This window comes from Sphingomonas aerophila (assembly GCF_014199305.1).
In the GTDB taxonomy this organism is placed as follows: domain Bacteria; phylum Pseudomonadota; class Alphaproteobacteria; order Sphingomonadales; family Sphingomonadaceae; genus Sphingomonas; species Sphingomonas aerophila.
Genome location: NZ_JACIJK010000002.1, coordinates 448,666 through 464,192, shown reverse-complemented (window position 1 = coordinate 464,192; position 15,527 = coordinate 448,666). Strand labels below are relative to the sequence as shown.

The following is a 15,527-nucleotide window of genomic DNA, read 5'->3' as shown; positions in this document are numbered from 1 at the left end:
CCGGTCTGACGGTTGGCATCGGCCCGGATCAGGCTGGCGTCGACCGCAAACCCTTCGCCACCGACCAACCCCTCCGCCATGCAGCGCTCAACCGTCGTTTCGAACAGGCGACGCAGCAGATCGCTCTCGCGGAAGCGGCCGTGACGGTTCTTCGAGAAGGTCGAGTGGTCAGGTACGTCGCCCTCCAGCCCCAGTCGGCAGAACCAGCGATAAGCAAGGTTCAGATGCACCTCGTCGCATAACCGGCGCTCGGAACGGATACCCATGCAGTAGCCGATGATCAGCATCCGGATCATCAGCTCCGGGTCAATCGAGGGACGACCCACCTCGCTGTAGAAAGGCTTCAGGTGCTCGCGGATACTCGACAGGTCCACGAACCGGTCAATCGACCGCAACATGTGTTCCGCGGGCACATGCCGCTCCAGGCTGAAGCTGTAGAACAGCGCTCCTGCGCCACCGTCCGCTCGCCCATCATGGGTCCGTCTCCGCTCGCCTCGCGAAGATTGAATCAGACCACCGTAACTACTGCAAGGCCGAGTTTTTCAACACAATCGGGCGACAGCCGACGTGGCTGCCTAGCTACGGAGCGGAGCTCGGATCGTCAGAAGCGCGGTGAAGTCCGGGTCCTCCACAGCCGTATCTTCGTCAGCAAGCTGGTAGATGCCGGGCTGCGCAGGCTCGATTGCGTCGAGGACCGGCGCGATCGTGAAATCGTCGCCTGTTTCCTGCCGAACCAAGATGCCGGCTTGCCGGTCGACTGAGACGACCGTTCCAAAAACCTGCTGACGCCGAAGCAGCTGGTTATCGTGATCGACATAGGTGAGGCCCGCGAGAAGCGTACAGCCGACCAAGTCTTCGGCGAACTCTCCATCCCAGCGATCGTCACCCTCTAAGCTCTCGAACTCTGCAATAGCTCTCCATGCCAAGCCGGCCGAATGACTGCCAGTGGACGAGAGCTGCCGTCCCACAAAGGAAGGTCGATCAGGATCGGCGATGCCGTCCCGTTTGGGATGCTATTTCGGGACTGTCCGGGTTTGGGTGATTTGCCGAGGATCCGGCTTCGATGTTAGCCTTCGAACTCGGCACCGGCGTTCGATCGGATGCTCTGGGGTATGATCATAGGAGGCGTCCCTGAATACCGTTCTGCTCCCGACGTTCTTGGCTGTGGCCGCGGCTACCACTACGCAGTACACGGGCTGGGATACGGCGGGGATGACCGCCACACGTCCAGCCATCTCTTACGTCGAGAACGGCCGCCCTTGGTTTGTGATGACCTGCCAGGGCACGCAAACAAGTATTCAGGTCCGGGGTTTCGATGCCGCTCAGCAGTGGCCGCAACCCACTCTCACTGTCGCGTTTGGCGCCGTTCAGCATTCTGCTAAACCCGATCTGCAGATGGTCGGAGATCAGACGGCCTTCTCGTTCGCCTATCCGATCAGCACCAACATGCTGAAGGCATTCAGAGACGGAGCGCCGATCAAGGCTTCTTATCACGGCGAAACGCGCCTGTTCCCGGCAGCTTCACCCGCAGTGCGAGGTCAGTTTGCCAGCAGGTGCGCCGCACTCGTGCCACCTGGGATGCGACAAGGCTGACCTGCGCTTCCGCTGATGGGAGTTAGGCGCCCGGCCACCCCTAAGAGCGGCGTGCCGCTTGCAATAAGTTCGGGAAAACGGCGTAGAAGCCTTGCGTAAGGCGCGGAGAACATAGGCCGGTCCAGCGGACGACCTACGCGACTGCCTTGTATCGGCATTGGCGAGGACCGTCTAGTTGGCGCCTAACTCCGGTACCGATTGCGGCCGACCGGACCAGCTCAATTGTAAGCGCAACTAACGCAGGCGCTTCGTCGACCTGTTCATGTCTATAGCCGGTAAATTCGTCCACCCCGCACCCGCGGGACCGGAGCCGAGCCATCGCCTTGGGATCATACACGCGCTCGTCCTGCTGCGAGACTACGACCCGAACATTGGCGCAGTCGCCCCCCGTCCCGATGAGGCTGGCGAGATCGCAAGTGATCGTTCCGACAAGCTAGGACAGTTCACCCAAACGAGAGAGCAATCGAGACGGTCGGGGCCATCCCGACTGGGATCGGCCAGTGAGAACGCGCGCGGCTTCTCAAAACTCATTACACTTGCTGAATTGGGAATCGAATGGCCCCCCGCGAATGTCTGGTTGTGGTGGACGTTTATCGGATGCTCGTTGGCGCAGATTTGGTGATTGTGTTGATGAAGCCGCAGGTGGGGCTCGGGCGACGTTACGGCCTGCGTGCGCGAGCCTCAGGAAAGGCCACTCAGCGAGGAGGCAAGCTCGTCTTTTCGAAACGGCTTGGCCAGCCGAGGTATGCCGGGGTCGATCGCGGCGTTCTCAGCGTAGCCTGACACAAGAAGTACTGAGATTTCGGGCCTGCGCGAGCGAACCTCCCGAATAAGATCGGCACCCGAGATGCCCGGCATCAGGTGATCGGTGACGAGAAGATCACAAGGTGTCCCCGCCTCCAGCAAGCGCAACGCATCTTCGCCGGAGGTGGCTTCAACTACTTCGTAGCCGAGATCGGTCAGCATGTCGGCCGTAGTGATCCGGACGAGTTCCTCGTCATCGACCAGCAACACAGTACCACTTCTTACCTGGTTGGATGTCTCATCAGCAACTAAGGAAGCTTCTCCTGCGATCACGCTCGTTTGCGGAAGCCACAGCTCGACGTTGGTGCCCAGTCCCGGCTGACTCTGGATCGTGATTGCGCCTCCGAGCTGTGAGGCGAGACCATGAACCATGGACAGACCAAGTCCTGTTCCTTGCCCGATCCCCTTGGTCGAGAAGAACGGCTCAACGGCCCGCGCCAGCGTCGCAGCGTCCATACCGGCTCCGGTATCGGCCACTGACAGGCAGAGATAATGTCCTGGTTTAAGCTTTGATCGGTGGCCGGCTCTGATCGACTCCCGCCTTGCCGTGATGCGCAGCGTGCCGCCATCCGGCATGGCGTCCCGCGCATTTACCGCCAGATTGAGGATCGCCATCTCTAACTGGTTGGGATCTGCATTGGCGGCTGGCAGATCAGCCATTATCTCAACCGTGACCTTGATCTGCGGCCCCGTCGTGCTTGCGACAAGTTCGCCCATCCCGGTGACGAGCCGAGCGAGGTCGACCGGCACCGCCCGCAATGGCTGGCGCCGTGCGAAGGCTAGAAGCCGTTGGACGAGCGTCCGCGCTCGCTCCGCTGACTGCACCGCGCCCGCAATGAGCCGCTGTTCGCGCTCCCCGCCAACTCCCTTTCGCTGAAGGAGGTCAAGACTTCCGACGATCGGCGTCAGGAGATTGTTGAAGTCATGTGCAACGCCGCCCGTGAGCTGGCCCATGGCCTCCATCTTCTGGCTTTGGCGCAAGGCCTCCTGAACCTCCTCGCGCTCAGCAACGGCAGTAGCAATCCGAGCTTCGAGGGTGGCATTCAGCTCGTACAGCGCTTCTTCAGCCTCTTTGCGCGCCGTTATCTGGATAGCTGTTCCGGTGACCCGGACGCACCGGCCACTAGGATCAAACACGCCCCGGCCCTTTGCTTCTACCCAGCGCGTAACGCCGTCCTCCTTGCCGACTGTGCGATATTGAACGTCGTAGAGCGCGCGTACCGCAGGGTCGGCTGCAGCGGCGAAGGCCGCACTGGTCGCGTCCCGGTCATCGGGATGCAGGCCATCATAGAAGTCCTGCATCGTCACTGGCACGTCTGGTGAGATACCAAACATGGCCTTGGTGCGGTGAGGCCATATCAGCTTGTCTTGAAGCAGATCGACATCCCAGAAACCAATATCGGCGTTGTCTACCGCAAGACGAAGCCGTTCTTCGCTTTCACGAAGGCGAGCCTCGGCGCCGACCCGCTCGACATGGGCCCAGCAGCGCTCGACTACGTCCTTGACCAGGGCCACCTCGTTGTCGGCCCATGTGCGTGGCCGCTCCTGATGAACGGCCATCATGGCAGCCAGGCGCTCCTCCTTGATAAGAGGGCAGCAGATGATTGCGTTGATGCCGATCGCCTGGAACATCTCGCGACCCTTGCCAGGTTCAAGTTCGGCAGCAACGTCGTGAACAACCAGCGTACTGCCGGCACGCATCTCCACCGCGGCGCGCGGACCAAAGAGGTCAAGGCTGTACTCGCCAGCTGAGCTGGCGACACCGGGGGCGGTGAAGTCGCTGCGAATGCAGAACTTGTCCCCATCGGCCGCCACATCGGCATAAGCGCAGCGTGATGCACCTAGGGTCAAGCCCAGCATCTCCGTAGCGGCCCGCATCGCGTCAACCGCATCTCCCGACCGGAAAAGCTGCTCTTCCAGGTGATCAAAGAATAGCAGACGTGCTTCGCGTTCACGAGCGTCACGTTCTGCCTGAGTCTGTTTGGTGGTTTCCGTACAGGCGCAAAAGATGCCGACGATTTCACCGGCGTCGTTGCGCGCCGGCGAGTAGGAAAATGTGAAAGTCGTATCCTCGTCGTACCCATGACGGTTCATGCGTAGTGGCAAGTCCTCCAGCCACACCGCGTTTCCCGCCAAAGACTGGTCTACCAGGGAGGATATGTCGGGCCAGATCTCCGCCCAGATTGCTTGGAACGAGCTGCCCAACGCTTCAGGGTGCTTCTCGCCAAGTATCTCGGAGTACGCATCATTGTAGAGGAACGTCAGTTCGCTCCCCCATGCGATGAACATGGGAAAACGCGAGCCGAGCATCAGCGTCACCGCAGATCGCAGCGCCGCCGGCCAGCTCGACGGCTCCCCCAGCGGTGAGCAGGTCCAATCGAATGCTCGCATTCGAGCTGCCATTTTGGCGCCGCCAACGAAAAGCTCAGTCGGTCTGAGTGGACCAGCTTCCAAGCTGGTGAACGACGAAGTTTGCATCAGATCCGGCACCCATTTAGTTGCCCCGTCACCCCGCAAGGCAGCCAAAATGACGCTAACAGTTTCGAGGGAATAGGAAACTACAGCTGTCGTGCGATCAGGTAGCCGTGCCGCCGTTAGCCTCGACAAATGAGATCGGGGCGTGGGCAGAACAAAATGTGCCCTGGTCTCTGGCCGCGTTGACGCCCGATATGACCCGGCGGGTCAACCACCACCCTCGGATTCAACAAGGATCTCGTACAACTGTCGCGCTGACGCAGTCCTTTCACCCATGGCGAAGCCGACGAGAAAGGCTGTGCCCGCCATGGTTTCAGGTTTGCCAATCGCCCGGATCATGCTCCATTCTCCAAACACTCTATGAATTATGGTGCGGTCCGATACGATATCGACGTCGAAGTGCCTTGGATCTACCCGGATACGATCCACCGTCTCGCCGACCGCGTCATGGTCGCCTTCAAGTACTTGCGCGAAGCAAGCATCGTTCGACCATAACATACCAGTGATGCCGGCAGCTTCATTGCGCGCGGTGGAGCGCGCGACGATCGCGTCGAGTTCGGCAACATCAGAACCGACCCGTGATTTGCTGATGTATATTACCCGCCGCACCCGGATCACAGCGCAACATAATCGTGGAAGTTCCACCTGGTATTAGCGCGACCCGCTAACTCCTTTGACGATCCCGCCCGCAACGCCGGCGACCTCGGCATCAGGCCCGGAAGACTGCCCAATGACGGAAGCGAAGGCCGCTTAATAGCACCCACCACTGAAAGCATAGCTGCTCCCGCCAGCGAACTGACGCCCTCACAGGCTCAGCGCGCGCGATTAGGCCCCGACAAAGCCTTCCGCTCGGCCATTAGGGCGACCAGCTGCTTTTTCAGGGCGGCCCCGTTGAGGTGTTGATTGACACCGTCGTATTTCTCGCGGGTTAGCGCCTTGCGAATATCAGCGATTGTGGCGCAGGAACCGCTCTTGGCCAACTCAACGGCGCGTTCAACCGTGCTTGGGCCCTCCTGGCTCATACCTCGATGTGCCGGCGCTCGCACTCTCCGGCGAGCAGGTCTGCCACTTCAGACGCCAGCGTCCGGTCGGTCGCAAGGTAAGCTGATCTAACCTCGACATCGGTCATGAGGGCAAGTTCACGTTCGAGCGTTTCCACATCGGCTTTGTTCATGCGCTCACCCTATGTTGTTCAGCACCACGGGCAAAGTGACCTGATACGATGTTTGCTCAACGCTCTCACCAAACACGCGGCCACCTGAACTACCAAAGTTTCGGGAACTGGCAGTGTTAACCTACTCATGTGATCAAGCGTCAGTGACTTGCGTCCCGGAACGGGATTCACCTTCTTTACACGGCACTTACCGTCACGGTCGCGGCATACCGGCTTCATGGCAGCTCGTTGAGCGGCTGCATGGGGGGCGGCGATGGCAATTGATGAGGTAAACTGGTGGGCCGGTGCAGGTCTTTACCGGCGCTCGGGCAAGCGCGGGATAGCTTCGCAACAGCTCTTTCGCGGGAGGTTTCTTGAAGCAATCAACACTGCTCTTGCTCGTCCCGAGGAGGAGCGCTCCCGTCTTTTCATAAGATGCGAGGCCGACGACAAGGTCCTTCCCTGGGCTAGGCTTGCGGACTTGGCATCACGACCAGACTTCCCGATGATGATCTAGCGGGTAGGGAGTACCGGCCGGCAAGGACCGGTACTCCCACCGCGGTCACCTTCGTGGTCGAACGTTTACGGTGGCGACGATCACGTGAAGCAGTGGCTCGCACTGCTCGCTTTCCACCTCGATGCGCCAGTGCCCCTCGTCGGCAAAGCCGGGGTGCTCCGACAGATAAGCTCCCAGGCTGCGCACTGCCTCGTTTCGAGCTGCGTCGACATCCTCGCAGTCGACGACGACTTCATCACGCTCTCGTCCGGTAAAACGGAACCTGTAGTTCGGCATCCCCACCCTGTTCTCGTGTGGCCATTGTGTTCGCGGCCACACCTGCTGTTCTGCAAATCGCAGTAGACGAGCCTACCCGGTCCGGTGAGGCGAGCAAGGTGTGTCCGAAGAGTGCGGGAAGCACATTCAGCCCGTACGCATATCTCTGGTGCGCTCCTCTCTGGTCAAACAAGGCGGCTGCAGGTCCCGAAAGATCTGCAGCCGAGGTGTCCACTGATGGATTGCTGCCCTCCGAGGGGTGCCCGGGTTGCAGCCCAGGATCGTTATCACCTGACCCAAGCTGTGTCACATGGCTAAGACACCTAGGATGGATAACCTCGTTCCATGTGACGCCGCCAGTTTTGGACGCCGACATTGTGAGAGCCGCTCAGGCGTGGTCGCAGATCAGGTGCACACGCTTCCAGTGCTAGCTGAGACACAATGTCAAAGTGACAGGCAAACGCCGGACGAGTAATCGCGCTCGGTGCTCGCAGTCCGCAGCCTCCTGGCGCAACGCCATTTCGCCATTCTCCTCTGCGTGGCGACGCTGCTGCTGAAAGTCGTCGTACCAAGCGGCTATATGATCGACAGCGACCATGGCCGGTTTGCGATTACGATCTGCCCAGGCGTCGAGCCGAGTTCCGTGACGATGGAGATGCCGGGCTTGCACGACCACATGCCCGACCACGGCAACTCTAAAGATCACGGCAAAGTCGAAATGCCGTGCGCCTTCTCAGGTCTGACTGCACCTTCCCTCGCCGGAGCCGATCCGCTGCTACTGGCCGCGGCAATCGTCTTTATCGTTCGGACGGCCTTTCGGACCGCGGTTGATACGGAGCCGACCGGCCCGGGGCTGCACCTTCGCCCACCCCTGCGCGGACCACCCCGGAATACCTGACCTGACAAGCGGCGCTCCAAGGCGAGCGCCCGTGTGCCTGCCTGTCCTGCGGTCGCCCGCGTGACAGGCGGTCAGCACACAAATGACGCAATCAGGACCGGCATAGGCCGGCAAGGGGTATTATGAGAACAATCTACCTGGCGACCGTGGCCGCCACGGTCGCCGTGCCCGCGCTTGCGCAGGACCGCGCCAACGATGCAGTACGTCCCGAGACGGCGGCTTACCAAGGCGCGCCAATCGGGAATGAGGGCGCGTCCGATTACCAGCGCGATGTCGTCGTCACCGCCCTGAAACGACAGCAAACTGTTCAAGATGTGCCGGCGAGCGTTAGCGTCCTATCGGACGAACTGCTCAATCAGTTGAACGCGACCGACTTCTCACGTGTCGCAGACGCAGTGCCCGGGGTCGCGTTCGCGACGACCGGCCCTGGAAATTCGCAGTACATCATCCGCGGCATCGGCGGGGTTGGGTTTGTCCAGTCGCCCACAACCGGCGTCTACTTCGACGAGACACCCCTGCAAACACGCGCGCTACGCGGGTTCTCGCAGCCCGATCCGCAATTGTTCGATGTTGCCCGCGTGGAGGTGCTGCGCGGACCGCAGGGTGTTCTTTTCGGCTCATCGTCGATGGGCGGCCTGGTCCGGATCGTGAGCAACCAGCCGGACGCATCCAAGGTAGCGGCCCGGGCGGAAGGAAGCGTGGCTACGGTTCGCGACGGCGGAGTGAGCTGGGACGCAAAGGGCATGCTCAACGTGCCGATTGTCGCCGACACGCTCGCCCTCCGCCTTTCCGGCAGCGTTGTGCGCCAAGGCGGGTGGATCGACGACCTGCGGCCGACTACGGGCAACCTTACCGAGAACCAGGGCACCAGCAGGGTCCGCAAGGACGCCAATTGGACGAAAACCGGCAGCGTTCGGGGCGCCCTGCGCTGGACCCCGACGCCCAGTCTTGCGGTCACCCCATCGCTCGTATGGCAGAGCGCCTTCAGCAACGCGGATCGTCCGCACGACGATGTGACCTTCGGCAAGCGGGCGCGTCTTAAGGCGCGGTACCAGGATACGTTTGCCAAGGATGAGTTTGTCATCGGGTCGCTGCTCGTCGAGAACTCCTTCGATGCCCTTGGTGGGCTCAACCTGATCTCCAATTCCTCCTACCTCAATCGCAGATCCCGCCTGTTGTTCGACGTGACCGCGTTCGACAGCCCGATCATCGAGGAGACTGCCGGCCCTGGACCGGGCGGGCGGCTGTTCCCCACGCCGTTGCGGGATTTCGGGCGCACCAAGCAGTTCACGCAGGAGGTCCGGGCGGTATCGGACGGCTCGGGTCCGCTACAGTATGTTGTTGGAGGCGTTTATCGCGACCTTCACCAACGCTCCGGGCGCACCATCACCGTCTCAGACCTCTTCGGCGTCGTTGCGCCGGATCCGCTCGGCGCAAGCATGCCGCCCTACATCCAGGACACCACTGTCCGCTTTACCGAAGGCGAGCTCGCTGCGTTCGCCGAACTGACCTACGCGATCGTGCCCAGTCTGAAGGTGGCAGCGGGCGCCAGGGTGTTCTTCTACCGCCAACGCGAGGCGAGCCGGCGTTACGGGATCGGCGGGGTGGCGGGCGGCGAGGTTGCCTATGACTATGACGAGCGCAATCGTGAGAAGGGCGTCACGCCGCGCTTCACGCTCAGCTACGAGCCAAGTCGCGCCGCGACGCTGTACGCCAGCTACTCGCAGGGTTTCCGCACGGGCGGGGTCAATGCGCCCATTACCAATAATATCTGCTCGCCGGCCGAACGCCAGGCAGCCGGCATCCCCGACGTCCCCCCTCCCTATGACAGTGACCGGACCGACAACTACGAGCTCGGCGCGAAAACCAGCCTTTGGGGTGGGCGGCTGCGAGTCCATGGCGCGGCCTTTGCGATCAATTGGAAGGACTACCAACAAGCCTTTCAGGGTGCGTGCGGCATCAACAACGCCACGACAATCTCCTTCACGGTCAACGCTGGCCGGGTTCGCAGTCGTGGCGGCGAACTGGAGGTGGTTGCCACGCCGATCGACGGACTTGAGCTACAGGCGGGTGGCGCCTTCGCTGACGCTACCTACCGCAATGACGTGCCCAACCTGCTGCTGGCGGCTGGATCGCGGGTTCTGGATGTGCCGCGGTGGACCTGGAACACGCGAGGGAGCTACGAATTCGCAATTGGCCCCGACCTGCGCGCGAGCCTGTTCGCGGCAGCTCGGCATGTGGGTAGCTCAAACAGTGGGTTTGGAGAGGGCGAGGTGCTGCCGCGCGCAGCCTACACCTTGGTGGATGCCACGGCCGGTGTTCGGACCAGCAACGGCTTGGGCGTAGACTTCTTCGTCACCAACCTGTTCGACGCCGTGCCGGTATTCGGTCAGGAGTTCACCACCTCGCCGGGAAACACGACGGCCACCAGCTACTTTTCTTACTTGGTGGGCCCACCCCGGACGATCGGTGTGCGCCTAACCGCAGGCTTCTGATTAAGTTCGGGCGGCTTTCTGGGTCCAGGCACGCAAGTCGCCATTCGTGTTCGCCACTGCTGTTCCTCGCTTTTCCCACGAACGGCGATCAAGACGGCTGAAACTGTCCCGTAAACGATGGGGGCTGTTGAAAAAGACAGGACTCCGCTGTCTGACTGTTTCGAGAGCCACGACCTTCGGCGAGACCCATGAGCGGGATTCGAACCCGCCAAACAAGCTCCCCGTCGAGGCTTGCCCACGCCGACCGTGTCAGGGTCCGTCAACAAGATAGCCGGCCCGAGAACGTCCGCAACTGGGTGGATAGCTGACGAGCCGCTTTGAGGCGCGTAGGCGTGCAAACGCAGGCTCACGCAGATGCGATTGGTCAGCATCTATCCGGCCCATCTTCACACCTGCTCTGCTCAGCCCCTAACGCCATACGTACTGAATGCGGACCTCAGAGGCTGAGAGTGCTTTTCTGGGTTTCCGGTTACTTGTTTCCAATAATTTGAAATTTTTGCTGAGCCAAAGAAAAGTCCCCCTGCTGTTCGATCGCGTCCCACTCGGCTTGAGTGTGGCAGACCGAGGCTGGAACCCGGCTGCCGGTGCTGTTGCTGGACTTGCAGATCTTCTTAGCCGACTTCGTAGGCTTGGGCTGCGGTTGAGCCTTTTCAATCTTCTGAGCCTGCACACTCGATGACATCGAGCTGATCGCGAAGATTGCGGCGACGAAAAACTTCATTGTGCCACTCCTGTATCTCTGGGGGTCGAAGCATATGCATTTCCCAACCGGCTTGGAAATACGGTCGGTTCAGATTGACCTCTTCCGCTTAGCACTGAGCGGGTTACCTGCTGAACGAAAGTCCGCACCTGGGGAGCGCTAAACTGATCCTGAAGGGCCGACTTTGGGCGTGATCAGACGTCACGACCGCGGCGGAGACATCATCCGCCATGGTCGCCAAAGTGCAAGGGAAAGCGTGGTCTGAGAAGACTCGTTCGCGCCCGATACCCATGCGATACCCGCAATTTCCGGCTCCGGGTGGATATGCGATGGGCAGCTCTGGATGGCCGGAACAGGGCAATCGACTATGCTCGGACGAGCACAAATCCCTGTTCCGTCATCGTCAGGTTCCCCTCGTCGCGAAGTTCGTCCTTCAGCTCGTTGATCGAGGGCGCACCTGCGACGATGATCCGAGACCAATCCGGGTAGTGCTCTTGGACGTTCCAGATCGACCGCAGTATCGCTCCACGGCTGAGCTCTCCGCCCTCCGGGGTGAACACAGCACTCCCAGCATCAAGGTCGGATTGCCGGTCAAACCATCGACGATTTTCGTCAGTATCCATGATCCAAACTGCGCCTGTCGCCTGCCCCTGAAAAGCGGCGTCGAAGATGATCGAGACTTCCATGTCGGCAGTGTGCTCGATGTGCGGACGGGCGGCAACGGCAGGGGTCAGGCCTGGCGGATTGGCTCGGGAATGGCGGGAAGTGGGCGAGAGCTGCCGTCCCAATTGGGATCGTATTTTGGAATTTAGGGCAAGGACGGGTCGTTGGCGATCAACACCTTTCCAACGGTTGTCTTCAATCGGAGGGCTGGTGAGACGGTAGGGTTCGTTGGATAGCTCCGACCATCAAATCGCAATCTCGCTTCGTAACCTTTGATGATCCCACCACCCGCGACGGTGACGCCCAGATCGCGCCATCTGTGCGTGGTGGTCGGCAGGACCCGGATCGGCGCACGGGTGATGGGAATATCCGAGACTTGTCGATAGCCGGCTGGTGTCAGGGACAGAACATAAAGGTTGCAACCTCCGCTCCCGCAGAGGTCGGATTGCTGGCCCCCGGCGGACGTGGACATAGCGTATACCACTGCTTCGGGCCGGTTATCGCCATTCAGGTCAACCAATGCGACGCTGTACCGAGTGAGGTGGTGGTCCTTCACAAAGGCCGCTACGCCCGGCGCCATCGGGGTGTTCACAGATGCCGCACTGAGGAGAACCAATACGATTGGCGAAATCACGGCCACGACTTCCAGCAGTTGCGGTGTAGTTCATAGCACCGCTTTGCCGTCTCCGCTTCCCGCAAACGAAGGGCGATCAGGACCGGCGATGCCGTCTCAATTGGGATGGTATTTTGGGACTGTGCGGATTGGTCGTTAGCGGAAGCCAGCGCCGAGGGCTTCACTTCTCCTCTCTTTCGTCCGTCTTCTTGCCTGGCCCAAACTCAGCTCGCAGGCCCACACCGCCGCCTCGCTGCAGACCAAACGACACCCCAGGGGCCAGTTGGACCCGCAAGGGCCTCGACAGGAAACCGTCCTGCTTTGGCGGGGGAAGAGGGCGGAGGCGGTACTGCTCGTTATCTCTCGGCCCACACACCACGACGTCGTCATTGTCCGAGGGACCAGGACAGCCCGGCTTGGGAGCGGCGAGCAGATTGATCGTCTCAGGCGGCGCTTGCGCTGGTGCGACCTCGGCTTGCTGCACGTCGATCAACGCCGTCTCCTGTAACGGGCCGTATACTCCGGGAGCTGTCCTCTGCAGCGTTCCAGCGCCTGCACGTACCATGATGCATACTACGGCGCCTACAGCAGAGCTGACGACGCTTTGGGCATCGGGGTGGACCCAAACGTCTGAGGGTGGGTGGACAGCTGACGGTCGTGTCAGGTGCGATCGTTCGTGGGCGGTTTGACTGTGAGGACCGCCACCGACCCGCGATCAGCTTCGATCACGCGCAAACGTATTGATGTACCGTCTTTTCTCGCGCCCACAACGAGCAGCCCTTTAGCGACGACCTGATACCCTGCACGCCTAGCGTTCAGAACATACTGATCTCTGAAGACAGCCGCGCTTTGCGGGCTCCTCAGCCCATATACGGCTGACTCTCCGCGAGCGCGCGGCTTCACGGTGATGTCCATGTTAGCCAGCGTAGTGCCCGCGGGCGGCATTACACCCGCGAGGGCGGGTGCCTCATTTCCCACGCGCGGAACCGGCGCGGGTGGGACCGCACTGGCGGTGCCACCACTAATTAGCGTCATCATCAGCGTAGCGATTGCGATAAATGTCATTGGACTGCTCTCTCCAGAACTTGTCCGTGACGCAAGGAAGAGGCCGGGGCCAAAATGAGCGCCTGACCTCTCGCCTATACGCGTTGTCCGCAATGTTGATATCCGCAATTGGGCGTGAGCCGACCGGCCGCTCTTAGAAGCAGCGTCCCGTTTGGGATGGTGTGGGACTGTCCGGGTTTGTGAGCAGTCCGAGAAGGCTGGACGCCGATCGACAGAAGCGGAGCCCGCTCACGCCCTAAGCAAGAAACGAGCGAGGCTGAATGGCCGATCCTGGGCGTTTCGGGGAACGCTCAGGAATGGCGACATCGGGCCCAACAAGGTGAACGCACCTGGCCGAAGTCAGGGCAGTTAATCGCCCGGACTTAGCGGCGCCAACGATGAAGCTATCACGATCTTGCCGTCATCTCTCACAACGAGCGCCATTTTCCGTCGGCCATTTGCAAACGTCAGCTTGTACTCATCCCCGCCGAGGGCGTCGGGCTTATTGAAGTTGGCCGATTGCAACGCGCCGAGGCTGGCGAGTTCAGCGCGAAAACGGGGGAGCACGGCTTCAACAGCGGAGGCAAATTGCGGCACCACAATGCCTTGGATTGTTCGACCACTTGCAATCGCGGCTAACAGGTTGCGTAGCGCCGCCTCCGACCCGGGCAGGGGATTCGTCCGCGGACCGAAGACTCGCTCCGTTGATGCTGAGGCAATTTCAGCAACCGGCTTCAGCCCCGCTCTTGTGAGCGCCGCGCCGAGCGCCAAATTGGCGGGAACGGGAACGTCTGGCCGAACGCCCACACCTTCCCAATTCTTCTTGGTGATCGGGTTTTCGGCTCGACCAAATGGGATTAGGGCAGTGATGCCGTGTCCGATGTCGACCGGGCCGACCGGATTAGCGCCACCCCCGGTCGTCTCGCCAATCAAGGTTGCTCGCTTGAGCGCCTGAACATCGTAAGCGAACTCCTCGCCCCCCGAAAAGGTATCACCGCTAGTGAGCACATAAACAGGCACTTTGAGGAAAGAGACCGGAGTGCGAACGCTCCGGAAGCTCTGCCTGGTCAGATTGGTCGTTTTCGCTGTTCGCGACACGATATCGTTGATCGGGCGATCCGGCGGGATCAGGAAACTCACAAGGTAGGCGACTGCCTCCGGGTCACCGCCCCCGTTGCGACGCACATCAATGATAAGGCTGCGACTTCCAGACAACGCGGACATCGCCGTATCGAGCACTCGCTTCGAGAAGCTCAGCTCTGGGAAGCCGACCACCTCAATATAGCCTACGCCGCCAGCCAGCTTATCCGCCCGCGTCACTCCTGCCTCAGCGGAAGGCATCTCGCGTGGCTTGCCTTCGGGAGGGGGGGCACCCATCGAGACGACGTTCAAGTGCTTGTCATGCGTGACGGCGGACGCGGCCGCGGACAACTGGCTGGCGAGTTCTGCCGGTGTCTTGACGTCGTTGTATTTACCTTCCGCCAAAGCGGCGGTAATCTTTGACGCCACGAGCTCGCCGCGCTCAGGGAAGACATACTGATCGCGCATCGCGCGTGCGAACGCCTCTACGATTTCGCGGCGTGTAGCCGCATCAAGGGTAGAGCCTGCTGCCGCCGTTGCCATCTGAGCAGTCGCGGGAGGCGAGGGCATCGCTAGCAAGAGTAGCGGCATTAGGACGAGGTTGCGACGGCGAGACACGTGTTGCTCCTTCGGTTCAGATGAGCTTTGCGAGACGTTTTGAGATCGGTGTGGCATCGAGCGCAGCGTCAAATTGATCGAGGATTGAGCTCACGGGCGCACCGATCTCCGCAAACACGTCATCAAACATCGCGCCGATCTTCGAATTGAAGTCCCTGAGCGCGACCGCCTCGCGACGCCCCTTTTCTGTTGGGCTCAGGACCCGCCTCCTTCCATCAGACGGGTCGGAGTTTATGTTGACCAAGCCGCGCTCCTGGAACTCGCGCGCCATGCGAACGATGAGCGGGTGGGATAAGCGAAGATGTCGCGAGATCTCGACAACTCCGATCTGTCGCTGGTCATCGATCAGCAGCAGCATCGAAGCGCCTCTTGGAGGGACGTCGAGGCCCATCTCTGAAAGCATAGTACCAACCTGATCGACCACACGGTCCGACGAGCGGCGTAGCCGGTGCGCCAGGAATGCGTTGCCGTGTGACTCGATGTAGTCAACCATCCAAGTGCCATGTCCGTTACCTGTTACGTGCCTCGTTACACACCTCATCGATGTTGGCTAGCCATCAATCGACGCAGTCCCGAAAACGAACGGCAACCGAGACGGCCGGGGCAGTCCCGATTGGGA

Annotated in this window: 14 protein-coding genes and 1 pseudogene; 3 read left to right on the top strand and 12 right to left on the bottom strand. The window is 60.9% G+C overall.

The annotated features are described in order from the left end of the window. Positions 1 to 475, bottom strand: a pseudogene (locus tag FHS94_RS04935) (transposase); the annotation flags it as partial. Between the two features lie 100 nt (positions 476 to 575). After that, positions 576 to 851 carry a hypothetical protein gene (locus FHS94_RS04930; RefSeq protein WP_221234549.1) on the bottom strand — a complete coding sequence of 92 codons (276 nt, stop codon included), beginning with the start codon at positions 849 to 851 and terminating at the stop codon, positions 576 to 578. A gap of 361 nt (positions 852 to 1,212) precedes the next feature. Here FHS94_RS04930 and FHS94_RS04925 point away from each other — a divergent pair, with 361 nt between their 5' ends. Continuing rightward, positions 1,213 to 1,593: a hypothetical protein gene (locus FHS94_RS04925; protein ID WP_184055235.1), complete on the top strand. Its 381-nt coding sequence runs from the start codon at positions 1,213 to 1,215 to the stop codon at positions 1,591 to 1,593. Positions 1,594 to 2,274: 681 nt separating this feature from the next. Here FHS94_RS04925 and FHS94_RS04920 read toward each other — a convergent pair. From FHS94_RS04920 to FHS94_RS04905, 5 genes are all read right to left on the bottom strand, one after another. Next, positions 2,275 to 4,788 carry an ATP-binding protein gene (locus FHS94_RS04920; RefSeq protein WP_221234548.1) on the bottom strand — a complete coding sequence of 838 codons (2,514 nt, stop codon included), beginning with the start codon at positions 4,786 to 4,788 and terminating at the stop codon, positions 2,275 to 2,277. A 291-nt stretch (positions 4,789 to 5,079) separates the two neighbouring features. Beyond that, positions 5,080 to 5,517, bottom strand: coding sequence for a BLUF domain-containing protein (locus FHS94_RS04915; protein WP_221234547.1), 438 nt, complete (start codon positions 5,515 to 5,517; stop codon positions 5,080 to 5,082). A 167-nt stretch (positions 5,518 to 5,684) separates the two neighbouring features. Continuing rightward, complete coding sequence (locus FHS94_RS19120) at positions 5,685 to 5,894, bottom strand: hypothetical protein (RefSeq protein WP_221234546.1); 210 nt, start codon at positions 5,892 to 5,894, stop codon at positions 5,685 to 5,687. After that, positions 5,891 to 6,046, bottom strand: a complete 156-nt coding sequence (locus FHS94_RS04910) for a hypothetical protein (RefSeq protein ID WP_184055229.1) — start codon at positions 6,044 to 6,046, stop codon at positions 5,891 to 5,893. The genes FHS94_RS19120 and FHS94_RS04910 overlap by 4 nt, the downstream gene beginning before the upstream one ends. Positions 6,047 to 6,587: 541 nt before the next feature. After that, positions 6,588 to 6,818, bottom strand: a complete 231-nt coding sequence (locus FHS94_RS04905) for a DUF6894 family protein (RefSeq protein ID WP_184055227.1) — start codon at positions 6,816 to 6,818, stop codon at positions 6,588 to 6,590. 517 nt (positions 6,819 to 7,335) lie between these two features. Between FHS94_RS04905 and FHS94_RS04900 the strand changes: the two genes are divergently transcribed. Further along, positions 7,336 to 7,695, top strand: coding sequence for a hypothetical protein (locus FHS94_RS04900; protein ID WP_221234545.1), 360 nt, complete (start codon positions 7,336 to 7,338; stop codon positions 7,693 to 7,695). A gap of 122 nt (positions 7,696 to 7,817) precedes the next feature. Next, entirely contained in the window at positions 7,818 to 10,190 is a 2,373-nt protein-coding gene (locus tag FHS94_RS04895; RefSeq protein ID WP_184055223.1) for a TonB-dependent receptor, read from the top strand. 469 nt (positions 10,191 to 10,659) lie between these two features. On the opposite strand, the gene FHS94_RS04890 is transcribed toward FHS94_RS04895, so the two are convergent. From FHS94_RS04890 to FHS94_RS04875, 5 genes are all read right to left on the bottom strand, one after another. Next, positions 10,660 to 10,911, bottom strand: coding sequence for a hypothetical protein (locus FHS94_RS04890; RefSeq protein WP_184055221.1), 252 nt, complete (start codon positions 10,909 to 10,911; stop codon positions 10,660 to 10,662). 344 nt (positions 10,912 to 11,255) lie between these two features. Then, positions 11,256 to 11,576, bottom strand: coding sequence for a hypothetical protein (locus FHS94_RS04885; protein WP_184055219.1), 321 nt, complete (start codon positions 11,574 to 11,576; stop codon positions 11,256 to 11,258). 122 nt (positions 11,577 to 11,698) lie between these two features. Beyond that, positions 11,699 to 12,193: a hypothetical protein gene (locus tag FHS94_RS19115; RefSeq protein ID WP_221234544.1), complete on the bottom strand. Its 495-nt coding sequence runs from the start codon at positions 12,191 to 12,193 to the stop codon at positions 11,699 to 11,701. A 1,386-nt stretch (positions 12,194 to 13,579) separates the two neighbouring features. Further along, positions 13,580 to 14,833, bottom strand: a complete 1,254-nt coding sequence (locus FHS94_RS04880) for a S41 family peptidase (protein WP_221234543.1) — start codon at positions 14,831 to 14,833, stop codon at positions 13,580 to 13,582. A 91-nt stretch (positions 14,834 to 14,924) separates the two neighbouring features. Then, complete coding sequence (locus tag FHS94_RS04875) at positions 14,925 to 15,401, bottom strand: MarR family winged helix-turn-helix transcriptional regulator (RefSeq protein WP_184055215.1); 477 nt, start codon at positions 15,399 to 15,401, stop codon at positions 14,925 to 14,927. Positions 15,402 to 15,527: the final 126 nt, after the last annotated feature.

Excerpts from the sequence above, each read along its gene's own strand:
- FHS94_RS04925 (WP_184055235.1), top strand. The coding sequence starts at position 1,213 with ATGACCGCCACACGTCCAGCCATCTCTTACGTCGAGAACGGCCGCCCT.
- FHS94_RS04880 (WP_221234543.1), bottom strand. The coding sequence starts at position 14,833 with ATGGCAACGGCGGCAGCAGGCTCTACCCTTGATGCGGCTACACGCCGC.
- FHS94_RS04885 (WP_184055219.1), bottom strand. The coding sequence starts at position 11,576 with ATGGAAGTCTCGATCATCTTCGACGCCGCTTTTCAGGGGCAGGCGACA.
- FHS94_RS04895 (WP_184055223.1), top strand. The coding sequence starts at position 7,818 with ATGAGAACAATCTACCTGGCGACCGTGGCCGCCACGGTCGCCGTGCCC.
- FHS94_RS04910 (WP_184055229.1), bottom strand. The coding sequence starts at position 6,046 with ATGAACAAAGCCGATGTGGAAACGCTCGAACGTGAACTTGCCCTCATG.
- FHS94_RS04905 (WP_184055227.1), bottom strand. The coding sequence starts at position 6,818 with ATGCCGAACTACAGGTTCCGTTTTACCGGACGAGAGCGTGATGAAGTC.
- FHS94_RS04875 (WP_184055215.1), bottom strand. The coding sequence starts at position 15,401 with ATGGTTGACTACATCGAGTCACACGGCAACGCATTCCTGGCGCACCGG.
- FHS94_RS19120 (WP_221234546.1), bottom strand. The coding sequence starts at position 5,894 with ATGAGCCAGGAGGGCCCAAGCACGGTTGAACGCGCCGTTGAGTTGGCC.
- FHS94_RS04890 (WP_184055221.1), bottom strand. The coding sequence starts at position 10,911 with ATGAAGTTTTTCGTCGCCGCAATCTTCGCGATCAGCTCGATGTCATCG.
- FHS94_RS04920 (WP_221234548.1), bottom strand. The coding sequence starts at position 4,788 with ATGCGAGCATTCGATTGGACCTGCTCACCGCTGGGGGAGCCGTCGAGC.